Origin of the sequence: Xanthomonas hortorum, from assembly GCF_040279205.1 — a bacterium.
GTDB classification, from domain to species: domain Bacteria; phylum Pseudomonadota; class Gammaproteobacteria; order Xanthomonadales; family Xanthomonadaceae; genus Xanthomonas; species Xanthomonas hortorum_F.
This window is the reverse complement of the sequence record NZ_JBEOLS010000039.1, coordinates 1-24,204: the sequence shown is the minus strand read 5'-3', so window position 1 is coordinate 24,204 and position 24,204 is coordinate 1. Positions and strand designations below refer to the sequence as shown.

Annotated in this window: 21 protein-coding genes and 1 pseudogene; 12 read left to right on the top strand and 10 right to left on the bottom strand. The window is 63.9% G+C overall.

The window, feature by feature from the left end:
- Positions 1-243 precede the first annotated feature (243 nt).
- From ABS769_RS14985 to ABS769_RS14975, 3 genes are all read right to left on the bottom strand, one after another.
- On the bottom strand, positions 244-2,082 hold the full coding sequence (locus ABS769_RS14985) for a methyl-accepting chemotaxis protein (protein ID WP_317062581.1): 1,839 nt from the start codon (positions 2,080-2,082) through the stop codon (positions 244-246).
- Between the two features lie 80 nt (positions 2,083-2,162).
- Positions 2,163-3,872: a gamma-glutamyltransferase gene (ggt, locus tag ABS769_RS14980; RefSeq protein ID WP_168958272.1), complete on the bottom strand. Its 1,710-nt coding sequence runs from the start codon at positions 3,870-3,872 to the stop codon at positions 2,163-2,165.
- A gap of 445 nt (positions 3,873-4,317) precedes the next feature.
- Entirely contained in the window at positions 4,318-4,518 is a 201-nt protein-coding gene (locus ABS769_RS14975) for a hypothetical protein (protein ID WP_317062582.1), read from the bottom strand.
- Here ABS769_RS14975 and ilvC point away from each other — a divergent pair.
- The 5 genes from ilvC to ABS769_RS14950 all read left to right on the top strand — a co-directional run bounded on the left by ilvC (position 4,517) and on the right by ABS769_RS14950 (position 10,291).
- Positions 4,517-5,518 (top strand): ketol-acid reductoisomerase, encoded by a 1,002-nt coding sequence (gene ilvC / locus ABS769_RS14970; protein WP_317062583.1) that lies wholly within the window; start codon positions 4,517-4,519, stop codon positions 5,516-5,518. The genes ABS769_RS14975 and ilvC overlap by 2 nt on opposite strands.
- Before the next feature lie 42 nt (positions 5,519-5,560).
- Positions 5,561-7,282 (top strand): acetolactate synthase 2 catalytic subunit, encoded by a 1,722-nt coding sequence (ilvG, locus tag ABS769_RS14965; protein WP_317062584.1) that lies wholly within the window; start codon positions 5,561-5,563, stop codon positions 7,280-7,282.
- The gene (locus tag ABS769_RS14960; RefSeq protein ID WP_115040919.1) at positions 7,266-7,523 is read left to right on the top strand and encodes an ACT domain-containing protein; all 258 of its coding nucleotides are present in this window, start codon (positions 7,266-7,268) and stop codon (positions 7,521-7,523) included. The genes ilvG and ABS769_RS14960 overlap by 17 nt, the downstream gene beginning before the upstream one ends.
- A 138-nt stretch (positions 7,524-7,661) precedes the next feature.
- Positions 7,662-8,732, top strand: a complete 1,071-nt coding sequence (locus ABS769_RS14955; RefSeq protein ID WP_228996136.1) for a threonine dehydratase — start codon at positions 7,662-7,664, stop codon at positions 8,730-8,732.
- A complete protein-coding gene (locus tag ABS769_RS14950; protein ID WP_317062586.1) occupies positions 8,729-10,291 on the top strand; it encodes a 2-isopropylmalate synthase in 1,563 nt (520 codons plus the stop codon). Before ABS769_RS14955 ends, ABS769_RS14950 begins: the two co-directional genes overlap by 4 nt.
- Positions 10,292-10,877: 586 nt before the next feature.
- Here ABS769_RS14950 and ABS769_RS14945 read toward each other — a convergent pair.
- Complete coding sequence (locus tag ABS769_RS14945) at positions 10,878-11,087, bottom strand: hypothetical protein (protein ID WP_350498196.1); 210 nt, start codon at positions 11,085-11,087, stop codon at positions 10,878-10,880.
- On the opposite strand from ABS769_RS14945, the gene ABS769_RS14940 reads away from it, so the two are divergent.
- The gene (locus tag ABS769_RS14940; RefSeq protein WP_317062587.1) at positions 11,001-11,222 is read left to right on the top strand and encodes a hypothetical protein; all 222 of its coding nucleotides are present in this window, start codon (positions 11,001-11,003) and stop codon (positions 11,220-11,222) included. The genes ABS769_RS14945 and ABS769_RS14940 overlap by 87 nt on opposite strands.
- A 56-nt stretch (positions 11,223-11,278) precedes the next feature.
- Here the strand turns inward: ABS769_RS14940 and ABS769_RS14935 are convergent, their stop codons facing one another.
- The 5 genes from ABS769_RS14935 to leuC form a co-directional block, all read right to left on the bottom strand.
- Complete coding sequence (locus ABS769_RS14935) at positions 11,279-12,079, bottom strand: inositol monophosphatase family protein (RefSeq protein WP_228444376.1); 801 nt, start codon at positions 12,077-12,079, stop codon at positions 11,279-11,281.
- A 44-nt stretch (positions 12,080-12,123) separates the two neighbouring features.
- Positions 12,124-13,197 (bottom strand): 3-isopropylmalate dehydrogenase, encoded by a 1,074-nt coding sequence (gene leuB / locus ABS769_RS14930; RefSeq protein ID WP_317062590.1) that lies wholly within the window; start codon positions 13,195-13,197, stop codon positions 12,124-12,126.
- Positions 13,198-13,234: 37 nt separating this feature from the next.
- Positions 13,235-14,020: a class I SAM-dependent methyltransferase gene (locus ABS769_RS14925; RefSeq protein WP_350498194.1), complete on the bottom strand. Its 786-nt coding sequence runs from the start codon at positions 14,018-14,020 to the stop codon at positions 13,235-13,237.
- Complete coding sequence (gene leuD / locus ABS769_RS14920; RefSeq protein ID WP_317062592.1) at positions 14,017-14,664, bottom strand: 3-isopropylmalate dehydratase small subunit; 648 nt, start codon at positions 14,662-14,664, stop codon at positions 14,017-14,019. Before leuD ends, ABS769_RS14925 begins: the two co-directional genes overlap by 4 nt.
- Positions 14,665-14,730: 66 nt before the next feature.
- A complete protein-coding gene (gene leuC, locus ABS769_RS14915; protein ID WP_317062593.1) occupies positions 14,731-16,179 on the bottom strand; it encodes a 3-isopropylmalate dehydratase large subunit in 1,449 nt (482 codons plus the stop codon).
- 120 nt (positions 16,180-16,299) lie between these two features.
- On the opposite strand from leuC, the gene ABS769_RS14910 reads away from it, so the two are divergent.
- The gene (locus ABS769_RS14910) at positions 16,300-17,175 is read left to right on the top strand and encodes a LysR family transcriptional regulator (RefSeq protein ID WP_317062594.1); all 876 of its coding nucleotides are present in this window, start codon (positions 16,300-16,302) and stop codon (positions 17,173-17,175) included.
- Between the two features lie 12 nt (positions 17,176-17,187).
- On the opposite strand, the gene ABS769_RS14905 is transcribed toward ABS769_RS14910, so the two are convergent.
- A complete protein-coding gene (locus ABS769_RS14905; protein ID WP_317062595.1) occupies positions 17,188-20,202 on the bottom strand; it encodes a two-component regulator propeller domain-containing protein in 3,015 nt (1,004 codons plus the stop codon).
- A gap of 286 nt (positions 20,203-20,488) precedes the next feature.
- On the opposite strand from ABS769_RS14905, the gene ABS769_RS14900 reads away from it, so the two are divergent.
- The 5 genes and pseudogenes from ABS769_RS14900 to ABS769_RS14880 form a co-directional block, all read left to right on the top strand.
- A complete protein-coding gene (locus ABS769_RS14900) occupies positions 20,489-21,142 on the top strand; it encodes a TetR/AcrR family transcriptional regulator (protein WP_006451155.1) in 654 nt (217 codons plus the stop codon).
- 128 nt (positions 21,143-21,270) lie between these two features.
- Positions 21,271-21,927 carry a protein-L-isoaspartate O-methyltransferase family protein gene (locus ABS769_RS14895; RefSeq protein ID WP_043889419.1) on the top strand — a complete coding sequence of 219 codons (657 nt, stop codon included), beginning with the start codon at positions 21,271-21,273 and terminating at the stop codon, positions 21,925-21,927.
- 20 nt (positions 21,928-21,947) lie between these two features.
- Entirely contained in the window at positions 21,948-23,321 is a 1,374-nt protein-coding gene (locus ABS769_RS14890; RefSeq protein ID WP_168958262.1) for a TolC family outer membrane protein, read from the top strand.
- Positions 23,322-23,560: 239 nt separating this feature from the next.
- Entirely contained in the window at positions 23,561-23,923 is a 363-nt protein-coding gene (locus ABS769_RS14885) for a hypothetical protein (protein WP_316696725.1), read from the top strand.
- A gap of 122 nt (positions 23,924-24,045) precedes the next feature.
- Positions 24,046-24,204, top strand: a pseudogene (locus tag ABS769_RS14880) (IS5/IS1182 family transposase); the annotation flags it as partial.

Here is a 24,204-nt window from a genome sequence, read left to right as displayed (position 1 = left end):
GTCACAACGGCAGCCTTCCGGCGTCGTTGTGTTTGTGCCAGTGCTGACACGTAGCGGGTCGCTTGGCACGCAGCACGGCGATGGCGGCATGCGAGGACATTTCCACGGCACATCGCACCGCTAGCCTGCAGTCACTAAAACAAGAAACCTGCTCTCTCTCCCCTGCCGCCGATCTTCGGCGGCTTTTTTTGGGAGCTTGCATACACATGCACTACGAAAACGTTCTCTCGCCGCCACGCCACGTCATTCCAACGTGTAGCCCACCCGCAAGCCACCCCAGTGCTTGCGGCCGACGAAGATCGGTGCCGACAGGTCGAACATGATCTGGCCGGTGTCGCGGCGGTAGACCTGCAGGCGATACGGGTCGGTGTGGGCGCCCACGCTGCGGCCGACGCGGTCGGTGAATTTGCGCTTGGTGCGGTTGCCGACCAGATCGCGCTTGGGATCGCCGGTCAGCGGCTGGGTAAAGCGCAGATTATGCGTGGGCACATAGCCGTCGGGATTGGCGCAGATGGCGAACACGATCCACGGATGCGCATCCAGCAGCGGCTCCTGCAAGGCCGGCAATACCTCGTCGCACAGCGCGTCGAAATCGGTACTGAACTTGGGCGGCTCCACACCGGCAATCGGCGTGTAGGTGCGTGCGAATAGCGAGGCTTCGTCGATTTGGCCGCGTGCAATGGCCTGCGCCAATGCGGTGCCGATGCGGCCAGCCGTTGCCACGGCAAGTTCCTTGACGCGGGCGTGCCTGGGCACCTTCAGCGGGTCGGCCGGCAAGCGGAACAATCCCACGCAATCGCGCAGCGTTTCGGTGCCGCGCTCCAACGCTTCGCTGCGTTCGGCCACATGTGCGGCGTGCTGCAAGTTGCTGCGCCCCAACGCGACCACGCCATCCACGGCGCTTTCGATCCCGCGAATCTCGCTGTCCTGCGCCTGGATACGCCCGGCCACCGTAGTCATCGCGCTGCTGGCCTGGCCGAGCACGCGGGTGATGCCATCGAGCACCGCTTCGGTGCCGCGTGCGGAGGCCGCGCCCTCGCCCACTGCGGCACTGGTTTCGGCCAGGATCGCGCGCACATCGCGCGCTGCAGCGGCGGCGCGTTCGGCCAGGCGGCGGATCTCGGTGGCGACCACCGCAAACCCGCGTCCGGCATCGCCGGCATGCGCCGCTTCGATGCTGGCGTTGATCGAGAGAATATTGGTCTGGAACGCCACCGAGTCGATGACTTCGATGACCTCGCCGGCACGCGCGGCGCGGCGCTCCACTTCGTGCATGGCCTGGCCCAGCGCATGTGCGGCGGCCACGCCCTGACGTGCGCTGTCGTCGGCACTGGCGGCCAGCGCAATCACTTCTGCCAAGTCGGCGTTGACGTCCTGCAGGCTGGACGACAGCCGTTCCACGGCGGTGCGAGCGCCGTCCAATGCTTCGGTCTGTGCCTGCGACTGGCGCACCATCTCGTCGTTCTCGGCCACCAGCGGCGGCACTTCGGCAGCGATCTGCACCGACAACGCCACTGCCTGGCGGATCGCCTCGGCCAGATTGCCGAAGCCCGCCTGCAGCCGGCGACCCATGTCGGTCTCTGCCAGACCGGGCGGCAGCAGCAGTTCCAGCTCGCATCCGGCCAGCGCCTGTGCGGTGCGCTCCAGCACGGTGCGGTCTTCGTGTTCGGCCTGCAGGCGCGCCACCAACGGCTGCAGCAGCGGCGAGATCGGCACCGGCCGGCTGTCTTCGGCGAGGCGGGTGGCTTCGCGCAGCAGGATCGCGGTTTCCACATGCGGCAGCGACAGCATCCAGCCACCGTGTTCGCGGTCGCGCACATAGCGCACACGCCGGGCCGGGTCGTCGCCCGGAGCGGCCCAGACGCCGTCTTCGCCGACCAGATCGGCTGCGCTCAACCCCCACAGCACCGACGCTGGTGCGCCCTGCAGCTCGCTGGCGGTCTTGCCAAGCACATCCAGGCCGGCGCGGTTGCATGCCACCACGCACGCCTCGGCCGATAGCCGCAGCAAGGCGACCGGTGCATCGGGGAGCAGCGCCGCATGCGTTTGCGACGGCGGATCGGGCTGTTGCATCGAGCTCATGGGAATTCCTAATCCATCACGATCATTAGCGGCCCGCTGCGGCTGGAGTTGAGCAGCGCGCTGCACCCGCAAGCGCTTGCTCAGTAACCGGCAGCCTGCCCGTCCTTGCGGCTTTCCGAGGCGCCGTAATACACCCCGTTGGCCGGGTCGCGCGCAATCGCCTGATAGCCGCCGTACGGGCCGTCGGCAAAAATCACCCGGTGACCTTTTCGCATCAACCCGCGAATGGTGTCGTAGGAAAAACCGGTTTCCAGATTGACCTCGCCACCATCGCTCATCGCGGTGGCCTGGCCGGTCGGCTCGGTGGAACCTTCATGCTGGATACGCGGCGCATCGCCGGCCTCCTGCAGATTCATATGGAAGTCCACCAGGTTCATCACGATCTGCACGTGCCCCTGCGGCTGCATCGCCCCGCCCATCACGCCGAAGCTCAGCCATGGCTTGCCGTCCTTGGTGACGAAGGCGGGAATGATGGTCTGGAACGGCCGCTTGCCCGGCGCGTAGCCGTTCGGGTGGTCCTTCTTCAGCACGAACATCTCGCCGCGGTCCTGCAGGATGAAGCCCAGCCCCGGCGGGGCCATGCCGCTGCCCATGCCGCGGTAGTTGGACTGGATCAACGACACCATCATGCCGTCCGCGTCGGCTACGGTCATGTAGATGGTGTCGCCCTCTTCCAGCTGTTTAGGCGTGCCCGGCTGCACTTCCTTGAGCGCCTTGTCCATGGAAATCAGCGCGCGGCGCTGGGCGGCGTAGTCCTTGGAGACCAGCCTGGCCAACGGCGCCGGCTGGAACGCTGGGTCGGCATAGAAACGCGCGCGGTCGGCGAATGCCAGCTTCTTGGCCTCGGTGAACAGGTGCACATGCTCGGCCGAACCGAAGGGAATCTTGGAAAAATCGTAGCCTTCCAGGATGTTGAGCATCTGCAACGCGGCGATGCCCTGGCTGTTGGGCGGTAATTCCCACACATCGTAGCCGCGGTAGTTGGTGGACACCGGCTCCACCCACTCGCCGGTGTGGCTGGCCAGATCCTCGTAACTCAGGTAGCCGCCATTGGCCTTGAAATAGGCGCCGATGGTGCGGGCAATGTCGCCCTTGTAGAACGCATCGCGGCCGCCATCGGCGATCTGCTGCAGCGTGTTCGCGAGGTTCGGGTTCTTCCACAGCTCGCCCTTGCGCGGGGCGTGGCCGTCGATGGTGAACTGCTCCTTGAAGCCGGGGTATTGCGACAGCCGTGGCACCGAGCGGTCCCAGTAGTAGGCGATGGTCTCGGCCACCGGATGGCCCTCGCGGGCGTAGCGAATGGCGGGGGCCAGGTTCTGCGCCATCGGCTTGCGACCGAAGCGCTCGTGCAGCGCGAACCAGCCATCCACCGCGCCCGGCACCGACACCGGCAGCGGGCCGGTCGGCGGGATGTCCTTCAGCCCGCGACGCTGCAACTCGGCCAGGGTCAGCGACTTGGGCGAGCGGCCCGAGCCGTTGTAGCCATACAGCTTGCTGGTCTTGGGGTCCCAGACGATGGCGAACAGATCCCCGCCCACCCCGTTGCCAGTCGGCTCCATCAGGCCCAGCGCGGCGTTGGCGGCAATCGCCGCATCCACCGCCGAGCCGCCGTTCTTCATCACATCCAGCGCGATCTGGGTGGCCAGCGGTTGCGAGGTGGCCGCCATCGCATGCGGGGCGATGACTTCCGAACGGGTCGCAAACGGCTGCCCGGTGATGCGGTCCGCGGCGATGAGAGGCGGCGCGAGCAGCACCAGAGCAGACACCAACAGGACAGGTACGCGACGCATGACAGGCGGCCTCCATGACACAGCAGAATGAGTCGCCAACCATACCAGCGGCGCATGCCGCCTCGTTCGATCACCATCGCGCGGCAGCGCCGAATGCCGCGCATTTAGTGACCTGCATCGATCCTCACTGCCCTGCATCGATCCGGTTTCAGCGGTAACCATGCTGCTGCAATGGGGTTTCCCACGGCAACTTGCACATGGACACGGCCGTTTCACGCGCAAGGGTTGACACCCCACCTGTGGCGATGGTTATCTCAGTCCATGCCGCACCGCCACACCACCTCGAACGCCCCAGTGTCCGCGCCCTCCGGCGCGTTGGCAGCGTCGCTTCTCGTGCTCGTACTTATTACCTCGCCAACCGCTGCGGGACGAGACTTCGTGTAGGCAACAGACACACAAGGCTTCGATCAGACCCCGCACCGGCAACGGCGCGGGGTTTCGCGTTTCAGGGACCACCAAAAGTTTCGAATGACATGAACGACATCACTGACATCGCCGCCATCTGCACCACCCGCGCCGGCAACTGCACCGGTGCATGTGCCTGCATGGCCAGTGTCATCGTCCATCCCCGCTTTGTTCGGCCGGCCAGTGTCTCCACTGCCGGCTGATTTCTTTCCCACTGCCAACCCCGCAAGGACTTCTCCATGAGCAACGACATCCAACCGAAAATCGCGATCATCGGCTACGGCAGCCAGGGCCGCGCGCATGCGCTGAACCTGCGCGATTCCGGCTTCGACGTCACCGTCGGCCTGCGCCCCGGTGGCCCGACAGAATCCAAGGCCCAGGCCGACGGCTTCACCGTCGTGGCGCCGGCCGAGGCGGTGAAAAGCGCCGATCTGGTCGCGATCCTGACCCCGGACATGGTGCAGAAGAAGCTCTACGAAGAGGTCATCGCACCGAACATGAAGCAAGGCGCCTGCCTGCTGTTCGCGCATGGACTGAACGTGCATTTCGACATGATCAAGCCGCGCGCCGATCTGGACGTGGTGCTGGTCGCGCCCAAGGGCCCGGGCGCGCTGGTGCGTCGCGAATATGAAATCGGCCGCGGCGTGCCGTGCATCTATGCGGTGTATCAGGACACCAGCGGCAAGGCCGAGCAGTTCGCGTTGACCTATGCCGGCGGCCTGGGCGGCGCGCGCGCCAACATCATCAAGACCACCTTCAAGGAAGAGACCGAGACCGATCTGTTCGGCGAGCAGGCGGTGCTGTGCGGCGGCGCCTCGTCGCTGGTGCAGGCCGGTTTCGAGGTGTTGGTGGAAGCCGGCTATCAGCCGGAAATCGCGTATTACGAAGTGCTGCACGAACTGAAGTTGATCGTGGACCTGTTTTACGAAGGCGGCATCACCCGCATGCTGGAATTCGTGTCCGAAACCGCGCAATACGGCGACTATGTCAGCGGCCCGCGCGTGATCGACGCCAGCACCAAGGCGCGCATGAAGGACGTGCTGACCGACATCCAGAACGGCACCTTCACCAAGAACTGGGTGGCCGAATACGAAGCCGGCCTGCCGAACTACACCAAGTTCAAGCAGGCCGATCTGGAGCACCCGATCGAGGAAGTGGGCAAGAAGCTGCGCGCCAAGATGGTGTGGCTCAACGGCGAACAACAGGCCGCTGCCGCACCTGCGAATCAACAAGCGGCGTAATGCCGCCGCACCCCCACCGCTAACACCGAAGGTCCGCAACGCATGAACACCTCCGCACACAGCACGCCCCGCAATGGCGCGCGCTGGCTGACGCAGGCCCTGGAAGCCGAGGGCGTGGAAACGCTGTTCGGTTATCCGGGCGGCACCATCATGCCGTTCTACGACGCCCTGGTGGATTCCAGGCTCAAGCACATCCTGGTCCGTCACGAACAGGGCGCCGCCCTGGCCGCTAACGGGTACGCCCGTGCCAGCGGCCGGGTCGGCGTGTGCGTGGCCACCTCCGGCCCGGGCGCCTCCAATCTGGTCACCGGCATCGCCGATGCGATGCTCGATTCAGTGCCGATGGTGTGCCTGACCGGCCAGGTCGCCACGCCCTTGCTGGGCACCGATGCGTTCCAGGAACTGGACGTGTTCGGCATGACCATGCCGATCGTCAAGCACAGCTTTCTGGTGCGGCGGGTGGAGGAACTTCCGCAGATCGTGCGCGAAGCGTTTCGCATCGCGCGCGAGGGACGCCCCGGGCCGGTCTTGATCGACCTGCCCAAGGACGTGCAGATCGCCGATGCGGCGCATCTGCCCGATCACGTGCCGGCAGCGGTGTTGCCGCCTCCGGCCCCAGAAGACGCGAAATTGGCCGAAGCGCTGGCCGCCATCGCCAGCGCCGAACGCCCGGTGGTGTACGGCGGTGGCGGGATTGCATTGGCAGGCGCGGTGGACGCGTTCCGGCGGTTTGTCGAAGCCACCGGCATTCCCACCGCGCTGACCTTGCGCGGCCTGGGCGCGCTGCCGCATGCGCATCCGGATTATCTGGGCATGCTGGGCATGCACGGCACACGTGCGGCCAATATGGCGATCCAGGAATGCGATCTGTTGGTGGTGGTCGGCGCACGCTTCGATGACCGTGCCACCGGCAAGTTGAGCGAGTTCGCACCATTCGCACGCGTCATCCATCTGGATGCCGATGCGTATGAAATCTCCAAGCTGCGTACGGCCGACATCGCCGTGCCCGGCGATGTGGCGGTCAGTCTGAAGGCATTGAGCGCAGCACGTGGCAATTGCCAGGCATGGCGTACGCGCTGCTTTGCCAACCGCGAAAAATTCGGCGCGCGTTACGACGCGCCCGGCACCGATATCTACGCGCCGGCGCTGCTCAAGCGTCTGAGCGAAGTGGCCCCGGCCGACACCATCATCGCCTGCGATGTGGGCCAGCATCAGATGTGGGTGGCCCAGCATTGCCGGTTCAACGACCCGCGCAATCACCTCACCAGCGGCGCGCTCGGCACCATGGGCTTCGGCCTGCCGGCGGCGATGGGCGCGCAGTTCGCCTGCCCGGACCGCACCGTGGTGCTGGTTTCCGGCGACGGCAGTTTCATGATGAACGTGCAGGAGCTGGTGACGATTGCGCGCTGCAAGCTGCCGGTGAAGATCGTGCTGTTGGACAACAGCTCGCTGGGCATGGTGCGGCAGTGGCAGGAGTTGTTCTTTGCCGAGCGTTACAGCGAAATCGATCTGTCCGACAACCCGGATTTTGCGGCGTTGGCGCAGGTGTTCGGCATCCCGGCCAAGCGCATCATCGCGCGCGGCGATGTGGATGGCGCACTGGCCGAGCTGCTGGCACAGCCCGGCCCCGGCCTGTTGCATGTGAGCATCGATGCACGTGCCAACGTGTGGCCACTGGTGCCGCCCAACAATGCCAACAGCACCATGCTGGACAGCAATCCCGCACATGCGGTCAAGGAGACGCCACATGCGTTACCGGCTTGATCTGGTGCTGAAGCCGGCCGAAGGCGCGCTGGTGCGGGTGCTCGGCATGACCGAGCGACGCGGCTTCCGCCCGTACGCCATCCAGGGCGCCGCAGCGCCCGACGATGCCGGCCGCTGGCATCTGCAACTGGACGTGGACAGCACGCGCCCACCGGAAACGCTGCGCCTGCAGTTGGAAAAGGTGTACGACTGCGAGTCGGTGGTGATCACCGCGCTGGAATCGGTCGAGGCTGCGGCATGACCATGCAGACCTCGAGCACGCAGACCTCGCGTGACCATCAGATCGCTGTCCGGAGGTGTCTTCTTCCGGATTGGTCGCGCGCGTGCCGCAATGCCTGATTCCGGCCGCCCCTCTTCGCAGGAGCCAGACGTAAGCGACGTGGCCATCAGCGTGGCCGACGTGCTGGCTGCGCAGGCGCGTCTGCGCAAATACCTGTCGCCTACACCGCTGCATTACGCAGAGCGTTTCGGTGTGTGGCTGAAGCTGGAAAACCTGCAACGCACCGGCTCCTACAAGGTGCGCGGCGCACTGAATGCGCTGCTGGCCGGGCTGGAACGCGGCGACGAGCGTCCGGTGATCTGCGCCTCGGCCGGTAACCATGCGCAAGGCGTGGCGTGGTCGGCGTATCGGCTGGGCGTGCAGGCCATCACGGTGATGCCGTACGGCGCGCCGCAGACCAAGATTGCCGGGGTTGCGCACTGGGGCGCCACCGTGCGCCAGCATGGCAACAGCTACGACGAGGCGTTTGCGTTTGCGCGCGAGCTGGCCGACCAGAACGGCTACCGCTTTCTGTCCGCCTTCGACGACCCGGATGTGATCGCCGGGCAAGGCACGGTCGGCATCGAACTGGCCGCGCATGCGCCTGACGTGGTGATCGTGCCGATCGGTGGCGGTGGGCTGGCGTCCGGGGTGGCGCTGGCACTGAAATCGCAAGGCGTGCGCATCGTCGGTGCGCAGGTGGAAGGCGTGGACTCAATGGCGCGCGCCGTGCGCGGCGACTTCCGCGAAATCACCCCGGTGCCCACCCTGGCCGACGGCGTGAAGGTCAAGATTCCCGGCTTCCTGACCCGCCGTTTATGCGCGAGTCTGCTCGACGATGTGGTGATCGTGCGCGAGGCCGAATTACGTGAAACCCTGGTGCGTCTGGCGCTGGAAGAACACGTCATCGCCGAGGGCGCCGGGGCACTCGCCTTGGCCGCCGGTCGCCGCGTGTCAGGCAAACGCAAATGTGCGGTGGTCTCTGGCGGTAATATCGACGCAACTGTGCTGGCCACCCTCTTGTCCGAGGTGCGGCCGCGTCCGCCACGCAAGCCGCGTCGTCGCAATACCGAGCGACTGCGCAACGAACGCAGCGCCAAGTCACTTCCCGAAACACCCGTTCTTTCCCGCCCATCCGCAGTCGCTCCAACGCCTGTCACCGCCATCGCCGTAGAGGAGTCTTCCTGGTGAACACGACCGTATCCAACCAGACCCCGCGTATCCGAATTTTCGACACCACCCTGCGCGACGGCGAGCAATCCCCCGGCTGCAGCATGACGCCCCAGCAAAAGCTGGTGATGGCGCGCGCGCTGGACGAGCTCGGCGTGGACATCATCGAAACCGGTTTCCCGGCCAGCTCGCATTCCGACCGCGAAGCCGTCGCGATGATCGGCCGCGAGTTGCGTCGCCCCACGCTGGCGGTGCTGTCGCGCTGCCTGCAGGCCGATATCGAAACCTCCGCACGTGCACTGGAAGCAGCCGCCAATCCACGCCTGCATGTGTTCCTGTCCACCAGCCCATTGCACCGCGAGCACAAGCTGCGCATGAGCCGCGAACAGGTGCTGGAGTCGGTGCACAGGCATGTGACGCTGGCGCGTGGCTACATCGACGATGTCGAGTTCTCCGCCGAAGATGCCACCCGTACCGAAGAGGATTTCCTGGCCGAGGTCACCCGCGTGGCGATCGCCGCCGGTGCCACCACGATCAATCTGCCGGACACGGTGGGCTTCACCACGCCGGAAGAAATCCGCGGCATGTTCTCGCGCCTGATCGCCAGCGTGGAAGGGGCCGACACCGTCATCTTCAGCGCGCACTGCCACAACGATCTGGGTCTGGCGGTGGCCAATTCACTGGCGGCGATCGAAGGCGGCGCACGCCAGGTCGAATGCACCATCAACGGCATCGGCGAGCGTGCGGGCAACTGCGCGCTGGAAGAAATCACCATGGCACTGAAGGTGCGCGGTGCGTTCTACAACATCGATACCGAGATCAACACGCCGCGCATCGTGTCCACTTCGCAGTTGCTGCAGCGCCTGGTCGGCATGCCGGTGCAGCGCAACAAGGCGGTGGTCGGCGGCAACGCGTTCGCGCACGAGTCGGGCATCCATCAGCACGGCATGCTGCGCCATCGCGGCACTTACGAAATCATGCGCCCGGAAGACGTGGGCTGGGAGTCCTCGCAGATGGTGCTGGGCCGTCACAGCGGCCGTGCGGCAGTGGAGCAGCGTCTGCGCGCGTTGGGCTATTTGCTGGAAGAAGACGAGGTCAAGCTGGTCTTCGAGCAGTTCAAGGCATTGTGCGAGAAGCAGCGCGTGGTCACCGACGCCGATCTGGAAACGTTGATGCAGGATGCCACTGTGCAGGAAGGCTACCGTCTGGCCTCGATGACCATCAGCGATGTCGGCAGCCGCGCCAATGCGCTGGTGGAGTTGTCCGATCCGGAGGGCAATCGTGTTGCCGAAACCGCGCAAGGCAATGGCCCGGTCGATGCGCTATTCGGTGCGCTGGCTTCGGCCACTGGTGTGAAGTTGGAATTGGACAGCTACCAGGTCCACAGCGTAGGCATCGGTGCGGACGCACGTGGCGAAGCCAGCCTGAGCGTGCGCCACGACGGCGTGGAATACGAAGGCACCGGCACCAGCAAGGACATCATCGAAGCCAGCGCGCTGGCGTGGTTGGACGTTGCTAATCGCCTGTTGCGTCAGCGCCAGCGCGGCGTGGTCGCCGGCAAGACGGCTGCGGTGGCGTAATAACGGTAGTTTGCTAGATGATGAAAACCTGACGGCCGGCAGCGTGATCTGCTGGCCGTTTTGGTGTCTGGTGATTGGAAGCTGTTCTGTAGACGCTTCGATTTACTACGAGACGCTTGTGCACATACCGACACTGGACTTGAGGTCTGCCGGTTTTGTGAGAATGCTTCAGTCACTGCGGGCGCTTGCACGCGTACCGACGTGGGACACGCCGCAAGTACGTCCATGTAGGCTCTTATGCGGCATCCATGCCGCATAAGGTCCCACACCGGTACGCGCACAAGCGCCTCCGAATATTGTTGGTGACTGAAGGAAAAGCGGCGTCTGGTTGATTGGTGGTGCTTCAGAACGCGGCTTTCGCTGACACAGTGAAGGCGAAGCATTGAAGTGATCCTAGCGACATCGCCTGCCGAGTCGGCGGGCCCGACGTGTGCCTGAAAGCATTGTTTGCCGATCAGCAGCAGCGATAGTGGGAGCGCGGTGTTACGTCCGGGGGGGCAGGACCATGTACCGGCATGGATGCCTCCACATGGTCCTCATGGATAAATCCACGGCGTGTCCGGATAACGGATACGGCACCGCGCCATCAATGAGCACCACAAACGAAAACGGCCATCGCCCGATAAAGCGATGACCGGTGTGACCTGATGGAACTCTTCCATGAGCAGGCCAACGATGCCGCGGCCATCGTACTTGCCAACGCGTGCAGATGGTCGCTGCCGATACAGAAGGCGCGCGCTCCCGCACCTGCCAAAACGATCACGCCGATGGTCCTGTCGTACCCGGCGCGGTGCAGCGCGGCTATGAGCTCATCGCAAGCATGCCGACGAAATGCGTTCAGCTTGCCTGGCGGTTGATGGTGATCCACTCGAAGCCGTTGCGTCGCTCGTACAACGGATCTTCAAATTCAATCGGCTACTCCAGTTGGTGAGGTACAGGGTCATGGGAAGACAAGACAGCGCACCGGCGTACCGCGCCGTAAATCTTTCAGAGGTGTTTACGAACGAGCTTTGCGACTTGCCGATGCAGCGCGGGTGCACCGGCAAGGACTGCGTACTCCTTGTCGTGCGCGGTCTCGGTCAGATCGAAAGACAGAAGATCACCCGTGATGGTGGTGTAAAGCCCCCCAGATTCCTGGACAACCAGGGACGGTGCTGCAATGTCCCATAGCCGCGTGCTGCGGTTAAGCATCCCTCCAAGCCTTCCGGTGCACGTAAAGGCGGAATCGACCAGACTGTTGGTCGTCCTCAAATTTCGCACGCTCCGAAGAACGTCGAAAAGCAGCCGACCATCCCGTTGCTCGTGCAATTCATCAGGCGCGTCCATGCCGTACGCCCACAGTACGTTACTCAGCTCCGTCTCTTCAGTTACGCGAATCCGCTGACCATTGAGAAATGCGCCTCGACCGCGCTCGGCAACGAACAACTCGCTGCTTTCTGGCAAGTACATGACTCCAAGCTCTGGCGTTGCGTCGCGCATCAGCGCGATCAGCACCCCGTACCAGGGTAGCCCCGCCGCATAGTTGGAGGTTCCATCCAGCGGGTCGACGACCCAGGTATATGGGCTTTCGGGATGGAGCTTGACTCCACTCTCCTCCGCAATGGTCGAGTGGTTTGGAAATGCTCGGTGCAAACCATCAAGGATCAGCCTTTCCGCGCCGATGTCCGCCTCTGTCACGACATTAAACTGGTCGCCCTTGGCAACTGCCCGGCCGATGTTCGACCGGTTGCGCATCAGATAAGCGCCGGCCTCTTGAGCCACAGATACAGCCACAGCCAGCATGTTCATCTAGTTGACCCTCGCCAGTACAAAAGACAAGCGAATGAACGGCTTTACAGCGCAACCACCACTGCATCGCCCATTGCCACCGTGCCAACCTTGGTCGTGCCTTCCGACCAGATGTCGGCGGTGCGCAGGCCTTGGTCGAGTACCTTGCCGACCGCTTGCTCGATCGCATCCGCTGCAGCAGATTGCGCAAACGTATAGCGCAACATCATTGCCACCGAAAGGATGGTGGCCAGCGGATTGGCGATGCCCTTGCCTGCGATATCCGGTGCCGAGCCATGACACGGCTCGTACATGCCTTTGTTGTTGGCATCCAGCGAGGCCGAGGGCAGCATGCCGATCGAGCCGGTGAGCATGGATGCTTGATCGGACAGGATGTCGCCGAACATGTTGTCGGTCACGATCACGTCGAACTGCTTGGGTGCGCGCACCAACTGCATGGCCGCGTTGTCCACGTACATATGCGATAGCGCAATGTCCGGATAATCCTTCGCGACTTCCTCCACCACCGCACGCCATAGCTGGCTCGATGCCAATACGTTGGCTTTGTCGACCGAACACAGCTTCTTGCCGCGCAAACGCGCCATCTCGAAGCCGGCCTTGGCGATGCGACGGATTTCGCTTTCGCTGTATGGCAAGGTGTCGTAAGCCTGACGCTCACCATTTTCCAGCGTGCGCGTACCACGCGGTTGACCAAAATAAATGCCGCCAGTGAGTTCACGCAGGATCAGTAGATCCAGCCCCGCAACGACCTCCGGCTTGAGCGTGGAGGCATCGGCCAGCTGCGGATACAACAGCGCCGGACGCAGATTGGCGAACAAACCCAGCTGCGAGCGGATCTTGAGCAATCCACGTTCCGGACGCAGCGATGGATCGATGGTGTCCCATTGCGGACCGCCGACCGCGCCTAACAGCACCGCATCGGCAGCGCGCGCGCGCTCCAGCGTTTCGTCGGCTAGCGGGCTGCCGTACTTGTCGTAGGCCGCGCCACCCAGTTCGTCGTACACCAGGGTGAAACCCAGGCCATGTTGCGCATCGATCCGCGTCAGCACCTTGACCGCTTCGGCCATGATCTCCGGACCGATGCCGTCGCCGGGAAGAATCAAAATCTGCTTGCTCATGCAATCCTCGTGAGTTGGCGCCGTAGCGCCCTGAAAATCAACGTGTGGCCCATACAACCAGCACATCGGTGCTGAAGGAACCATCGGCGGCAATCTGAAAGTAGTCGCGGACCTCGTTCACCGCCGCGTCCTGCAATGCGCGAATGGCCGCGCGCAACACCTCCGGCGTGCGCATGCGGTCTACCCAGCTCTGATAGTCCAGCTGCAGCCGTTGGCACTGATGACGCTGCACCTGCAAGCCGGCATCGCCCAGCATCTGCAACCACTGCGCCACACTGTAGTCGCGTACATGGCTGGTATCGCGCAGCAGCTCGATCGCCTGCAGGTGCGTGTCCAGCAATGGCAGGCCAGGCGCCACCACATCGATAAAGGCAGCAATCCCGCCTGGACGTAGCACGCGCCGCACGTCGCGCAGTGCCTGTCCCAGGTCGCCCCAATGGTGCGCCGAGTAGCGGCTGACCACTGCATCCAGGCTGCCGCTCTCGAACGGCAAGCGCTCGGCGACGCCTTGCGCAGTAAGTACCTGTGCCAGCCCACGCTCGGCGGCGGTGGCCGCCACGACGGTGAGCATGTCGGCAGACAGATCATAGGCCACCACCTCGGCCATCAACGGCGCCAGCTGGAAACTCACATGCCCAGCACCGCAGCCCAGGTCGAGCAATCGGCCGTTGCGATGACCGGCCAGACCAGCGCGGAGTTCGGCGAACTCGGCGCCTTGCGCATGCACGTCGCTATGCAGATAGGCCTGCGCCTGCGGCCCGAACTGCGCAGCGACATGCGCGCGCTGCGCTCCCGCATCGGTGGCGTTGGCAACCGAGTTCACTGCAGTGCGCCGAACAACCACGGTTGACGCGCGCGATGGGCTTGTTCGAAGCGACCGATCGCATCGGCGTCCTGCAAGGTCAGGCCGATGTCGTCCAACCCGTTGAGCAGGCAGTGCTTGCGGAAGGCGTCGATGTCGAAGCTGTATTCCACGCCATCGGGCCGGCGCACGCGCTGCGCGGCCAGGTCCACGGTGAGTTGGTAGCCCTCGGTAGCCAGGCATTGTTGGAACAACGCATCCACTTCCGCTTCGGCCAGCACGATCGGCAGCAGGCCGTTCTTGAAACTGTTGTTGAAGAAGATGTCGGCAAAGCTCGGTGCAATCACTGCGCGAAAGCCGTATTCGTCCAGCGCCCACGGCGCGTGCTCGCGCGAGGAACCGCAGCCGAAGTTTTCGCGTGCCAGCAACACACTGGCGCCTTGATAGCGCGGGAAATTGAGGACGAATTCCGGGTTGAGCGGGCGCTGGCTGTTGTCGCGACCAGGCTCGCCGATATCCAGATACCGCCACTCGTCGAACAGGTTCGGACCGAAGCCGGTGCGCTTGATCGACTTGAGAAATTGCTTGGGAATGATCTGGTCGGTATCGACGTTGGCGCGATCCAGCGGCGCGACCAGTCCGGTGTGTTGAGTGAAAGGGGTCATTAGGAGTGCCGGGATTAGGGATTGGTAATTGGGGATTCGAAAAAGCTGGAATGCGCAGACCGGTCTTTACGAATCCCGAATCCCCACTCCCAAATCCCCAAGCTCACGCACATCAACGAAGTGGCCGCTGATCGCAGCAGCCGCTGCCATCGCCGGGCTGACCAGATGGGTGCGGCCGCCGGCGCCCTGGCGGCCTTCGAAATTGCGGTTGGAAGTGGAAGCGCAATGCTCGCCGCTGCCCAGCTTGTCCGGGTTCATCGCAAGACACATTGAGCAACCTGGCTCGCGCCATTCGAAGCCGGCGTCCAGAAACACCTTGTCCAGGCCTTCGGCTTCGGCCTGCGCTTTGACCAGACCGGAGCCCGGCACTACCAGCGCCTGCTTGATGGTGGCAGCGACCTTGCGGCCCCTGGCGACCGCTGCGGCCGCGCGCAGGTCTTCGATGCGCGAGTTGGTGCACGAGCCGATGAACACGCGATCCAGGCGGATCTCGGTGATCGGCTGATTGGCGCGCAAGCCCATGTACTTCAGCGCGCGCTCGATCGAATCGCGCCGGGTCGGATCCTGTTCGGTTGCCGGGTCGGGCACCTGCTGATCCACCGCCAGCACCATCTCCGGCGAGGTGCCCCAGCTGACCTGCGGCTTGATGTCTTCCGCGCGCAATTCCACCACTGTGTCGAAGTGCGCATCGGCATCGGACACCAGCGTGCTCCACAACGCGACCGCCGCGTCCCAGTCGGCGCCCTTGGGCGCGAACGGGCGACCTTTGACGTAGGCAATCGTCTTGTCGTCAACCGCCACCATGCCGACGCGCGCGCCGGCTTCGATCGACATGTTGCAGATGGTCATGCGGCCTTCGATCGACAAATCGCGGATCGCGCTGCCGGCAAATTCCAGCGCATGGCCGTTGCCGCCAGCGGTGCCGATCTTGCCGATCACCGCCAGCACGATGTCCTTGGCGGTCACGCCGAACGGCAGCGTGCCCTCCACCCGCACCTGCATGTTCTTCATCTTCTTGGCGATCAGGCATTGCGTGGCGAGCACATGCTCGACCTCCGAGGTGCCGATGCCATGCGCCAGCGCGCCGAACGCGCCGTGCGTGGAGGTATGCGAATCGCCGCAGACCACGGTCATGCCCGGCAAGGTGGCGCCCTGCTCGGGGCCGACCACATGCACGATGCCCTGGCGCGCGTCGTTCATCTTGAACTCGAGGATGCCGAAGTCGTCGCAGTTCTCGTCCAGGGTCTGCACCTGCAGGCGCGAGACTGCGTCGGTGATCGACTCCAGCCCGCCCTGGCGCTCGGCACGCGTGGTCGGCACGTTGTGATCGGGCGTGGCGATATTGGCATCGATGCGCCAAGGCTTGCGCCCGGCCAGGCGCAGGCCTTCGAAGGCTTGCGGCGAGGTCACTTCGTGCAGGATGTGGCGGTCGATATAGATCAGCGACGAACCATCGTCACGGCGCGTGACCTCGTGCAGTTCCCACAACTTGTCGTACAGCGTCTTGGCAGTCATCGCAGCAACCCGATTGGCGGATGGTGGGTGCGCCCACCTGGCTGAGTTCGATGCTAGGAGCTTGCCTTGGATAACGCAAATTCATATTGTTTATTCAACAAATGAATTTCAGGAATAGTAATGGACCTGGGCAGCCTCAGCGCGTTCGTGGCAATTGCCGAGAGCGGTAGCTTCTCTGCCGCCGGCGAGGCGCTGCACCTCACCCAGCCGGCGGTGAGCAAGCGCATCGCCTTGCTGGAAGGGCAATTGTCTGCGCGCCTGTTCGACCGCCTCGGCCGCCAGGTGGTGCTGACCGAAGCCGGCCAGGCCTTGCTGCCACGCGCGCAACGCATCCTGGCCGAGCTGCAGGACACCCGCCGTGTGCTGGAGCATCTTGGCGCAGCCGTTGGCGGGCGCCTGAGCCTGGCCACCAGCCATCATGTGGGCCTGCATCGTCTGCCCGCCCTGCTACGCCGCTTTGCTGCAGAACATCCGCAGGCGGCGCTGGACATCCAGTTCCTGGATTCGGAACTGGCCTATGCAGCCGTGCTGCGCGGCGAGGTGGAACTGGCGGTGACCACGCTGGCACCGGACACGCGTGCGCCGCTGCGCGCGCAGCCGATCTGGCACGACCGCCTGCAGTTCGTGGTGGCGCCGGATCATCCGTTGGCGTCACTGCGCGCAGTGACGCTGGAGGATGTGGTGGCGCACCCGGCGGTGCTGCCGGACCCGGGCACCTTCACCCATCGCATCGTCGCCGGCCTGTTCGCCGAGCGCGGGCTGGTGCCGAGCCTGCGCATGACCACCAATTATCTGGAGACGATCAAGATGTTGGTGTCGGTGGGCCTGGCCTGGAGCGTATTGCCGGAGCGCATGATCGATCATCAGATCGTGGCGCTGCCGCTGGCCGATGTCGCGCTGTCGCGCGAGCTCGGCTGCGTGACGCATGGTGGGCGCACCTTGTCGCGTGCGGCGCAGGCGTTTGTTGCGTTACTGCACGCGCAGGCGAATCAGTGACAGGTGTAAACATCACCGCCCCACCAAGCGATCCCGCCCCTGCCGCTTGGCCTGATACAGACGGCGATCGGCCAATGCCAGCAATTCGCGCCGGCTCGGCGCTTCATCGCTCATCGCCATGCCCATGCTGGCGGTGCAGCGCACGGTGGTGCCCTGCGCATCGACATCGATCGTTGCAAGCCGTTGGCGCATGCGCTCGAACAGCGCGCGCGCCTGCGCCGCGTCCAGGCCGATGGCTGCCAGCAGGAACTCTTCGCCCCCATGCCGGGCGGCAAAGCACTGCGCCTGATCGTGTTCGCTCAACGCCTCGCCAATCGCAGACAACACCGCATCGCCGACCTCATGGCCGTAGGCATCGTTGATGCGTTTGAAGTGATCGATATCCATCAGCGCCAACGCCAATGCCGCACCACCGGCGCGCGCTTCGTCGAACCATTGCTGCAGCACGCGCTCGGCCTCGCGCCGGTTGGGCAGCGCGGTGAGCACGTCGTGGCTGGCGCGATACTCCAGCTGACGCATCAACGCTTCGCGCTCCTGGCTGGCCCGCTGCAGCGCGAGGTTCTTGTCGCTCAACTCGCGTGTGCGCCGGTCGATCACCGTGTTGAGCTGACGCTGGCGTCGGCGGTAACTGGCCGTGCGCCATAAGTAAAACATGTAGATCACACTGCCCAGGCCAAGGATGCCCAGCGCGATCACTTCGCCACGCCGCCACCACGGCGGCGCCAGTTCGATGAGCAGGCTGGATTCGCCCAGCAACGCGGTCTGCCGCCAGTCCACCGGTAGCGACATCGCCTGCACACGGAAACGAAAACGGCCCGGCGGCAGATTGGTGTAGATCGCCTCGATGGCGCTGTCTGCATCCACCCACTCCGGGTCGAAGCCTTCCAGCCGGTAGCGATAACGCACCTTGTCCGGCCCACGAAAATTCAGCCCGGCATAGCCAATGGCGATACGCCGGGTGTCTGCGCCGAATCGATGCGGGTCGTTCAACGGCTGCACCATGCCATCGACCAGCAAGCGCTCGAACACGATCGGCAAGCGATGGCCTTGCAAGGTACCCACACGCGCCGGATCGATCACCCCCAGACCGGCTGCGGTAGGAAACAACAGCTGCCCGGACTGTGTCATCCAGCCAGCCGGCGCGCTGCTGCCGTTGCCCTGATTGCCAGGCATGCCGTCGCTGCGATCCACCACTTCCACACTCAATTGGTCGCGCGTGCCCGCATCAAGCTGGTCGAAATCGCTGCGCGCGATGCGGAACACGCCATGGTTGCTCGACAGCCAGAAATAGCCGCGGCCGTCGTCGATCAGCCGGAACACCTTGTCGCGCGGCAACCCGACCCGGTGGTCGTAGACGCGGAACGTTTCTCCGCGCAAGCGCAACAGGCCGCGATCGCTGGCGATCCACAGATCGCCATTGGCATCGCGCCGGAAGTCGAACGCGTTCTGCCCGGGGAAATCCTGCTCGCCCAGCCATGCGCGTGTGCTGCCGTCAGGCGACAGCGCGGTCATGCCGCGATCGGTGCCGCTCCACACAATCCCCTGCGCATCGCGATACAGCACCTGCACCGAACCGTCCGGCACGCCGTCGGCGGCGGTGTAGTGACGCGCCTTGCCATTGCGCCAACGCACCAGCCCGGCGGTGGTGCCGATCCACAGATCCTCGCCATCGGGCAGCACCGCGCGCACCGACATCGACGGCAAGCCCTCGGCTGCACCGATGCGCACCAGCACGCGGCCTTGCGCATCCAGACGCACCACGCCCTGGCTATAGGTGCCGGCCCACACACCGCCGTCGCCGGCGTCGGCCAGCGCCAGCACCGACTGTTCCAGCACGCGCCCGCCCTCGCTGGGCGACAACGACACCCGGCTAATCTGCTCGCCGCGCCAGCGGTCCAGGCCCACCGCGCTGCCCACCCACACCGTGCCATTGGGCGTCTGCAGCACGCTGCGCACGTAATCCGAGGTGAGGCCGTCCTCGTGGGTGACGCCATGCGCGGCGCCTTCGGCAACCCGGAACAAGCCGTGTGTGCTGCCGACCCAGATCAGGCCTTCGGCATCTTCCAGCAAGGCCGGGCTGGCCACACCGGAAATGGCGATCTGCTCGTCCGGATCGTCGGCGCCGCTGTGCACCACCAGCAGCCCGGTCGACAGACTCATCCATAGATGCCCGCGTCGATCCAGCAACAACGAATCCACGCGTTGGCCCTGACGGAAGCGTTGCAGGCCGCCGCCGCGGCTCCACCACCACACCCCGTCGTCGCCAGCCACCAGCAAACCGCCTTCGCGGTCGCTGGCCAGCCGTCGCACCGGCACATCGCGCATGCCATGCGCCTTGCCCCAGGCGGTTGCCGGACTGCCATCGTGCGGCAGGCGATACAGCCCGACCTCGGTGCCGACCCACAGATCGCCATCGTCGTCGGCCGAGAGCGCGGTGACGCGCGCACGCGGCAGCCCGGCCTGGCGGCCCACATCGACCACCCGCCCATCGGCCTCAATCCGATAGAGGGTCTGCGGGGTGCCTACCCACAACGCGCCATCGGCACGCCGCAGCAATGCGCTGACAGCCAGATGCCGCGCGGAGGCATCGCCCAGCTGCTGCCAGTGGCCGTCCTGATAGTGGTAGACCCCATCGAATGCGGTGCCGAACAACATGCCGCCGGTGCTGTCGCGCACCACCACGAACACACCGCCCAGCTCGACGCCCGGGGTGTTCTGACGATCGTAGACCGTGAAATCGCGGCCGTTGAAGCGCGCCACGCCTTCCCAGGTGCCGAGCCAGATCAGGCCATCTTCGCCCTGCGCCACCGCATGCACCAGGTTGTGCGGCAGGCCGTCGTCCATGCTCCAGCGGGTGACGGTGTGATACGCGGTGTGTTTGAGCGGCTGGGCGAAGGCGGGCCAGGCGCCGAGCAGCACGCAGCACAGCAACGCACATCGCCACAGCGATGGCCACAACGGCCCGATCCGCAGCACGTACCTGCTGCGGACGCAGCCTGTATGCGTTTGCGCCCCGACCCTGTCCACGCTTTCGTCCCTCGTCCGTCCCGTCTGAAGGTCGCCGACATACGCCGACGTACCGTCAGTCAATCTATCACCGGGGTTTTTTCAGCGCCCTAGGGGGATCCCCTACAGCGGCCAGGCGGGCGATGACACCGGGAGGCATTCAGATGAAACAATTAACGGCGATAAGCAAGCTGGTGCGCGACGCTCAGCATCGGTGGCGGGGCAGACGCCACAGTTTATGAGCGCTTCAATGCATTCCATAGGCGCCGAGTATAAATATAGAACCCGATGGTCTAGTATTGGCAGCATGTCCAGTTCGCCCCCCCTCAAGTCCAAGACCAAGAGCAACGGTCCTGGGCGTCCCAAGGATCTTGGGAAACGCGCCGCCATCCTGGGCGCCGCCCGCACCATGTTCATGGAGCAGGGCTTTGCAGGGGTCAGCATGGACGGCATCGCCGCAGCCGCCGGCGTCTCCAAACTGACCGTTTACAGTCACTTTGGCGACAAAGAAAGCCTGTTTTCCGAAGCGATCCGTGCACAATGTCAACACATGATGCCGGACGATCTGTTCGACCATGCCCCCAAAGGCAACTTGCGCGACCAGCTGATCGAAATCGCCAACGCCTTCTTTACGATGGTCAGCGCCGACTCTGCAATCGCCACCCATCGCATGATGATGGCGCCCGGTACCGGCGACGTGCATGTCCGCGAAATGTTCTGGGATGCCGGCCCCAAGCGCACCCAACAGGCGCTGGCGGATTTCCTCTCGGCACGGGTCGCCGATGGCCAATTGGAAATCCCCGAGCTGGAGCGCGCTGCTTCACAGTTTTTCTGCCTGCTCAAAGGCGAGCTGTATGCGCTGATGATGTGCGGCCTGCATGGTCAACCCACCCGCGCACAGGTGGATGAGCACATTCAGGCCAGTGTGGATTTCTTTTTGAGGGCGTATGCGCCGCGCTGATTGCACCGAGACGTTGGTGGCGATGACTTCCGGCACTGCGTGCTTTGGCCGCGCGCGGCGATGCTAGATGCGCCAGTTGCCTCGCGCACCGGTAAAATGCCTGCCCCACTGCGTTGGATAGCCGCACCATGACGATCGATTTCTCCCAAGCCCGCGAAAAAATGGTCGAACAGCAGATCCGGCCGTGGGATGTGCTGGACCTGCGCGTGCTCGACGTGCTGGCGCGCCTGCCGCGCGAGGCCTTCGTGCCGGAGGCTTACAAGACCCTGGCCTACGTCGATGTGGAAATTCCGCTGTCGGCCGGCCACAAGATGATGAAGCCGGTGGTCGAAGGCCGCATGCTGCAGGCGCTGGATCTGCAGCCGGGCGAAGACGTGCTGGAAATCGGCACCGGCAGCGGCTTTTCCACCGCCTGCCTGGCCGCACTGGCCCGCGAAGTGGTGAGCCTGGAGATCGATCCGGCACTGGCCACCGCCGCACGCGCCAATCTGGACAGCACCGGCCTTGGCAGCAATGTCCGCATTGAAACCGCCGACGTGTTCGGCTGGCAGAGCGAGCGTCGTTTCGATGCCATCTGCATCACCGGCGCAGTCGACACGCTACCGACCCAGTGGCTGCAGTGGTTGCGCCCGAATGGCCGGCTGTTTGTCGTGCGTGGTCACGAACCGGTGATGGAAGCAGTCCTGGTGCGTGGCGACGTCAACGCTCCGCGCATCGAATCGTTATTCGAAACCGACCTCGCCTATCTTCAGGGCGCCGCACCGACGCCCCGATTCCAATTCTGATTCCCAAGGAAGCTTCCCCGATGATCCGCCGATCCCTCGTTCTGGCCCTGGCCGCCGCCCTGTCTCCGATGGCAGCACATGCCACCGATCTGCTGCAGGTCTACGAAATGGCCCGCAACGGCGATCCGCAGCTGGCAGTGGCCGAGTCCACGCGGCTGGTGAATCGGGAGGGACAGGTACAGGCGCGTGCGGCGCTGTTGCCGCAGCTCAACGGTGCTTACGACTACAGTAAATCCCACCGCGAAATCGAAGGCCAAGATGGCCGCATAACCACCTCGTCGCGCTCCAGCCAAATCCAAGGCTCCCAGACGATCTTCAATTGGGCGCAGTTCTCCAACCTGCGCGCTCAGCGCGAAGTTGCAAGGGCAGCCGACTTCACACTGGCATCTGCCAATAATGACCTGATCACCCGCACCTCGGCGGCGTATTTTCAGGTCCTGGTGGGCATCGAGTCGCTGGCGGCTGCAGAGACCAACGAAGCCGCAGCCAAGAAGCAGTTCGACTACGCCGACAAACGCCTGGAAGTGGGCCTGGCCCCGATCACCGACGTGCATGAAGCGCGTGCTCAGTACGACCAGGCGCGTGCAGATACGATCAACGCCCGCAACACGCTGAAGGACTACTACCAAGCACTTACCGAGTTGACCGGCCAGCCGGTAGTTGGTCTACGTGCACTGCCGGAAGAGTTTCGCCCCGAGGTGCCTGCCGCCTACAGTGACGTCGACCAGTTGGTGGCGACTGCCATCGCAGACAACCCGGCGTTGAAGGCGCAGCAATTGCAGGTCAGCGCGGCCGAGGCCAGCATTACCGCAGCACGTGCCGGCCATTTGCCCACCGTCAATCTGACCGGCAGCGTGGGACGCAGCAATAGCTGGGGCACAGGGGCTGCGGAAAGCGGTGTGTTTACGACCCAAGGCCGCGACATCGATACCGATTCGATCGGCATCAGCGTGTCAATTCCAATCTTTGCCGGCGGCGCAACACAGTCCGCAGTACGTCAAGCACTCTCGCAGCGCGATATCCAGCAAGATACCTACGAGCAGCAGAAGCGCGCACTCGATCGCAACACGCGCAATGCGTATCAGACCGTGGTCGCCGGCATCAGCGAAGTGGAAGCACGTCGTCTGGCCGTGGTCTCCGCACAGGCCGCATACGACGCGTCGCAGGTGGGTCTGGAAGTCGGTACGCGCACCGTGCTGGACGTAGTGCAGAACCAGCGCACCTTGTTCCAGGCTCAGCTGAACTATGCGCAGTCACGCTACAACTTCCTGCAGAACCGTCTGCTGCTGGGCCAGGCCATCGGCAAGCTCGACATCACCGATCTGCAGGATGTGAACCGCCTGCTGTCGCAGGACGCCGAGTCCAAGCTGCAGGGTAGTGGCTCGCTGCAGTAAGGCGCTAAACAAAGCAAAAGCAGAAGGTGGGCTTAAGCCCACCTTTTTTTTTGCGCCAAGTACACCGTAATCAACAGCACATGGCGCTAACTCCCACATAAAAAGTAGGGGAATCCCTACCAAACAACCAGACATCACATTACAGCTCAGCGCTGCATTGAGCCCGAACATCGTGGAGCCGGATGTAGATTCGCAAGAATTACTGAATCAAACACGGCATCTTTAACTATGGAGCTGACATGAAAAAAATTATTTCCTCCGTTTTAGTAGCCGCCACTACCGTCTTAATCTTCCCTATGGCCCAAGCGGTAACTTACCAGACTGTTACCGAGGGCTACGCGCGCGATATTCAAGGAACTGTTGATGCAACTCCCCAGTGCCCAGCTGGATTCACCCCAGTATCTGGAGGATGGAATACAGGAGACCCTAACTCAGTGCGATTTTGGGGAAGGCGAGCCGAGAATAGCAACTTACAGGAAAACATGAACCTCGGTCGTTTTGCTGTCGTTGGCAGCTATCCATCGGGGAATGGTTGGCGCACTTACGGTTACACCAATGGCCCAGTTGTTGTAAATATCTATACCGTATGTGCTTCCAGCTAAAAGCTCGCATCTCAGCCACACATTCCCCCAGACATAATTAGCCGTAGTCGAGCCACCTAGGGAGCCTCTGAACAAAGCACAGCAGATGCGCGACACTATTGCCACAGAGTGAGGAATCATCCATGCAACTGACGTTCGGTGACGCTGAGGGCCTGGGTAAACGCAAGCAGACCCGGCGCGAGATCTTTCTGGCCGAGATGGAGCAGGTGGTTCCGTGGCAGCAACTGCTCGGGCTGATCGCACCGCACTATCCGGTGTCGGGGCGGCCAGGTCGGCAGCCG

What these genes read in the sequence shown, in the direction of transcription:
- ABS769_RS14985 (WP_317062581.1), bottom strand. Translation starts at nt 2,082, where the DNA reads ATGAGCTCGATGCAACAGCCCGATCCGCCGTCGCAAACGCATGCGGCG.
- ggt (WP_168958272.1), bottom strand. Translation starts at nt 3,872, where the DNA reads ATGCGTCGCGTACCTGTCCTGTTGGTGTCTGCTCTGGTGCTGCTCGCG.
- ilvC (WP_317062583.1), top strand. Translation starts at nt 4,517, where the DNA reads ATGAGCAACGACATCCAACCGAAAATCGCGATCATCGGCTACGGCAGC.
- ABS769_RS14975 (WP_317062582.1), bottom strand. Translation starts at nt 4,518, where the DNA reads ATGGAGAAGTCCTTGCGGGGTTGGCAGTGGGAAAGAAATCAGCCGGCA.
- ilvG (WP_317062584.1), top strand. Translation starts at nt 5,561, where the DNA reads ATGAACACCTCCGCACACAGCACGCCCCGCAATGGCGCGCGCTGGCTG.
- ABS769_RS14960 (WP_115040919.1), top strand. Translation starts at nt 7,266, where the DNA reads ATGCGTTACCGGCTTGATCTGGTGCTGAAGCCGGCCGAAGGCGCGCTG.
- ABS769_RS14940 (WP_317062587.1), top strand. Translation starts at nt 11,001, where the DNA reads ATGGTCGCTGCCGATACAGAAGGCGCGCGCTCCCGCACCTGCCAAAAC.
- ABS769_RS14935 (WP_228444376.1), bottom strand. Translation starts at nt 12,079, where the DNA reads ATGAACATGCTGGCTGTGGCTGTATCTGTGGCTCAAGAGGCCGGCGCT.
- leuB (WP_317062590.1), bottom strand. Translation starts at nt 13,197, where the DNA reads ATGAGCAAGCAGATTTTGATTCTTCCCGGCGACGGCATCGGTCCGGAG.
- leuD (WP_317062592.1), bottom strand. Translation starts at nt 14,664, where the DNA reads ATGACCCCTTTCACTCAACACACCGGACTGGTCGCGCCGCTGGATCGC.
- leuC (WP_317062593.1), bottom strand. Translation starts at nt 16,179, where the DNA reads ATGACTGCCAAGACGCTGTACGACAAGTTGTGGGAACTGCACGAGGTC.
- ABS769_RS14910 (WP_317062594.1), top strand. Translation starts at nt 16,300, where the DNA reads ATGGACCTGGGCAGCCTCAGCGCGTTCGTGGCAATTGCCGAGAGCGGT.
- ABS769_RS14900 (WP_006451155.1), top strand. Translation starts at nt 20,489, where the DNA reads ATGTCCAGTTCGCCCCCCCTCAAGTCCAAGACCAAGAGCAACGGTCCT.
- ABS769_RS14895 (WP_043889419.1), top strand. Translation starts at nt 21,271, where the DNA reads ATGACGATCGATTTCTCCCAAGCCCGCGAAAAAATGGTCGAACAGCAG.
- ABS769_RS14890 (WP_168958262.1), top strand. Translation starts at nt 21,948, where the DNA reads ATGATCCGCCGATCCCTCGTTCTGGCCCTGGCCGCCGCCCTGTCTCCG.
- ABS769_RS14885 (WP_316696725.1), top strand. Translation starts at nt 23,561, where the DNA reads ATGAAAAAAATTATTTCCTCCGTTTTAGTAGCCGCCACTACCGTCTTA.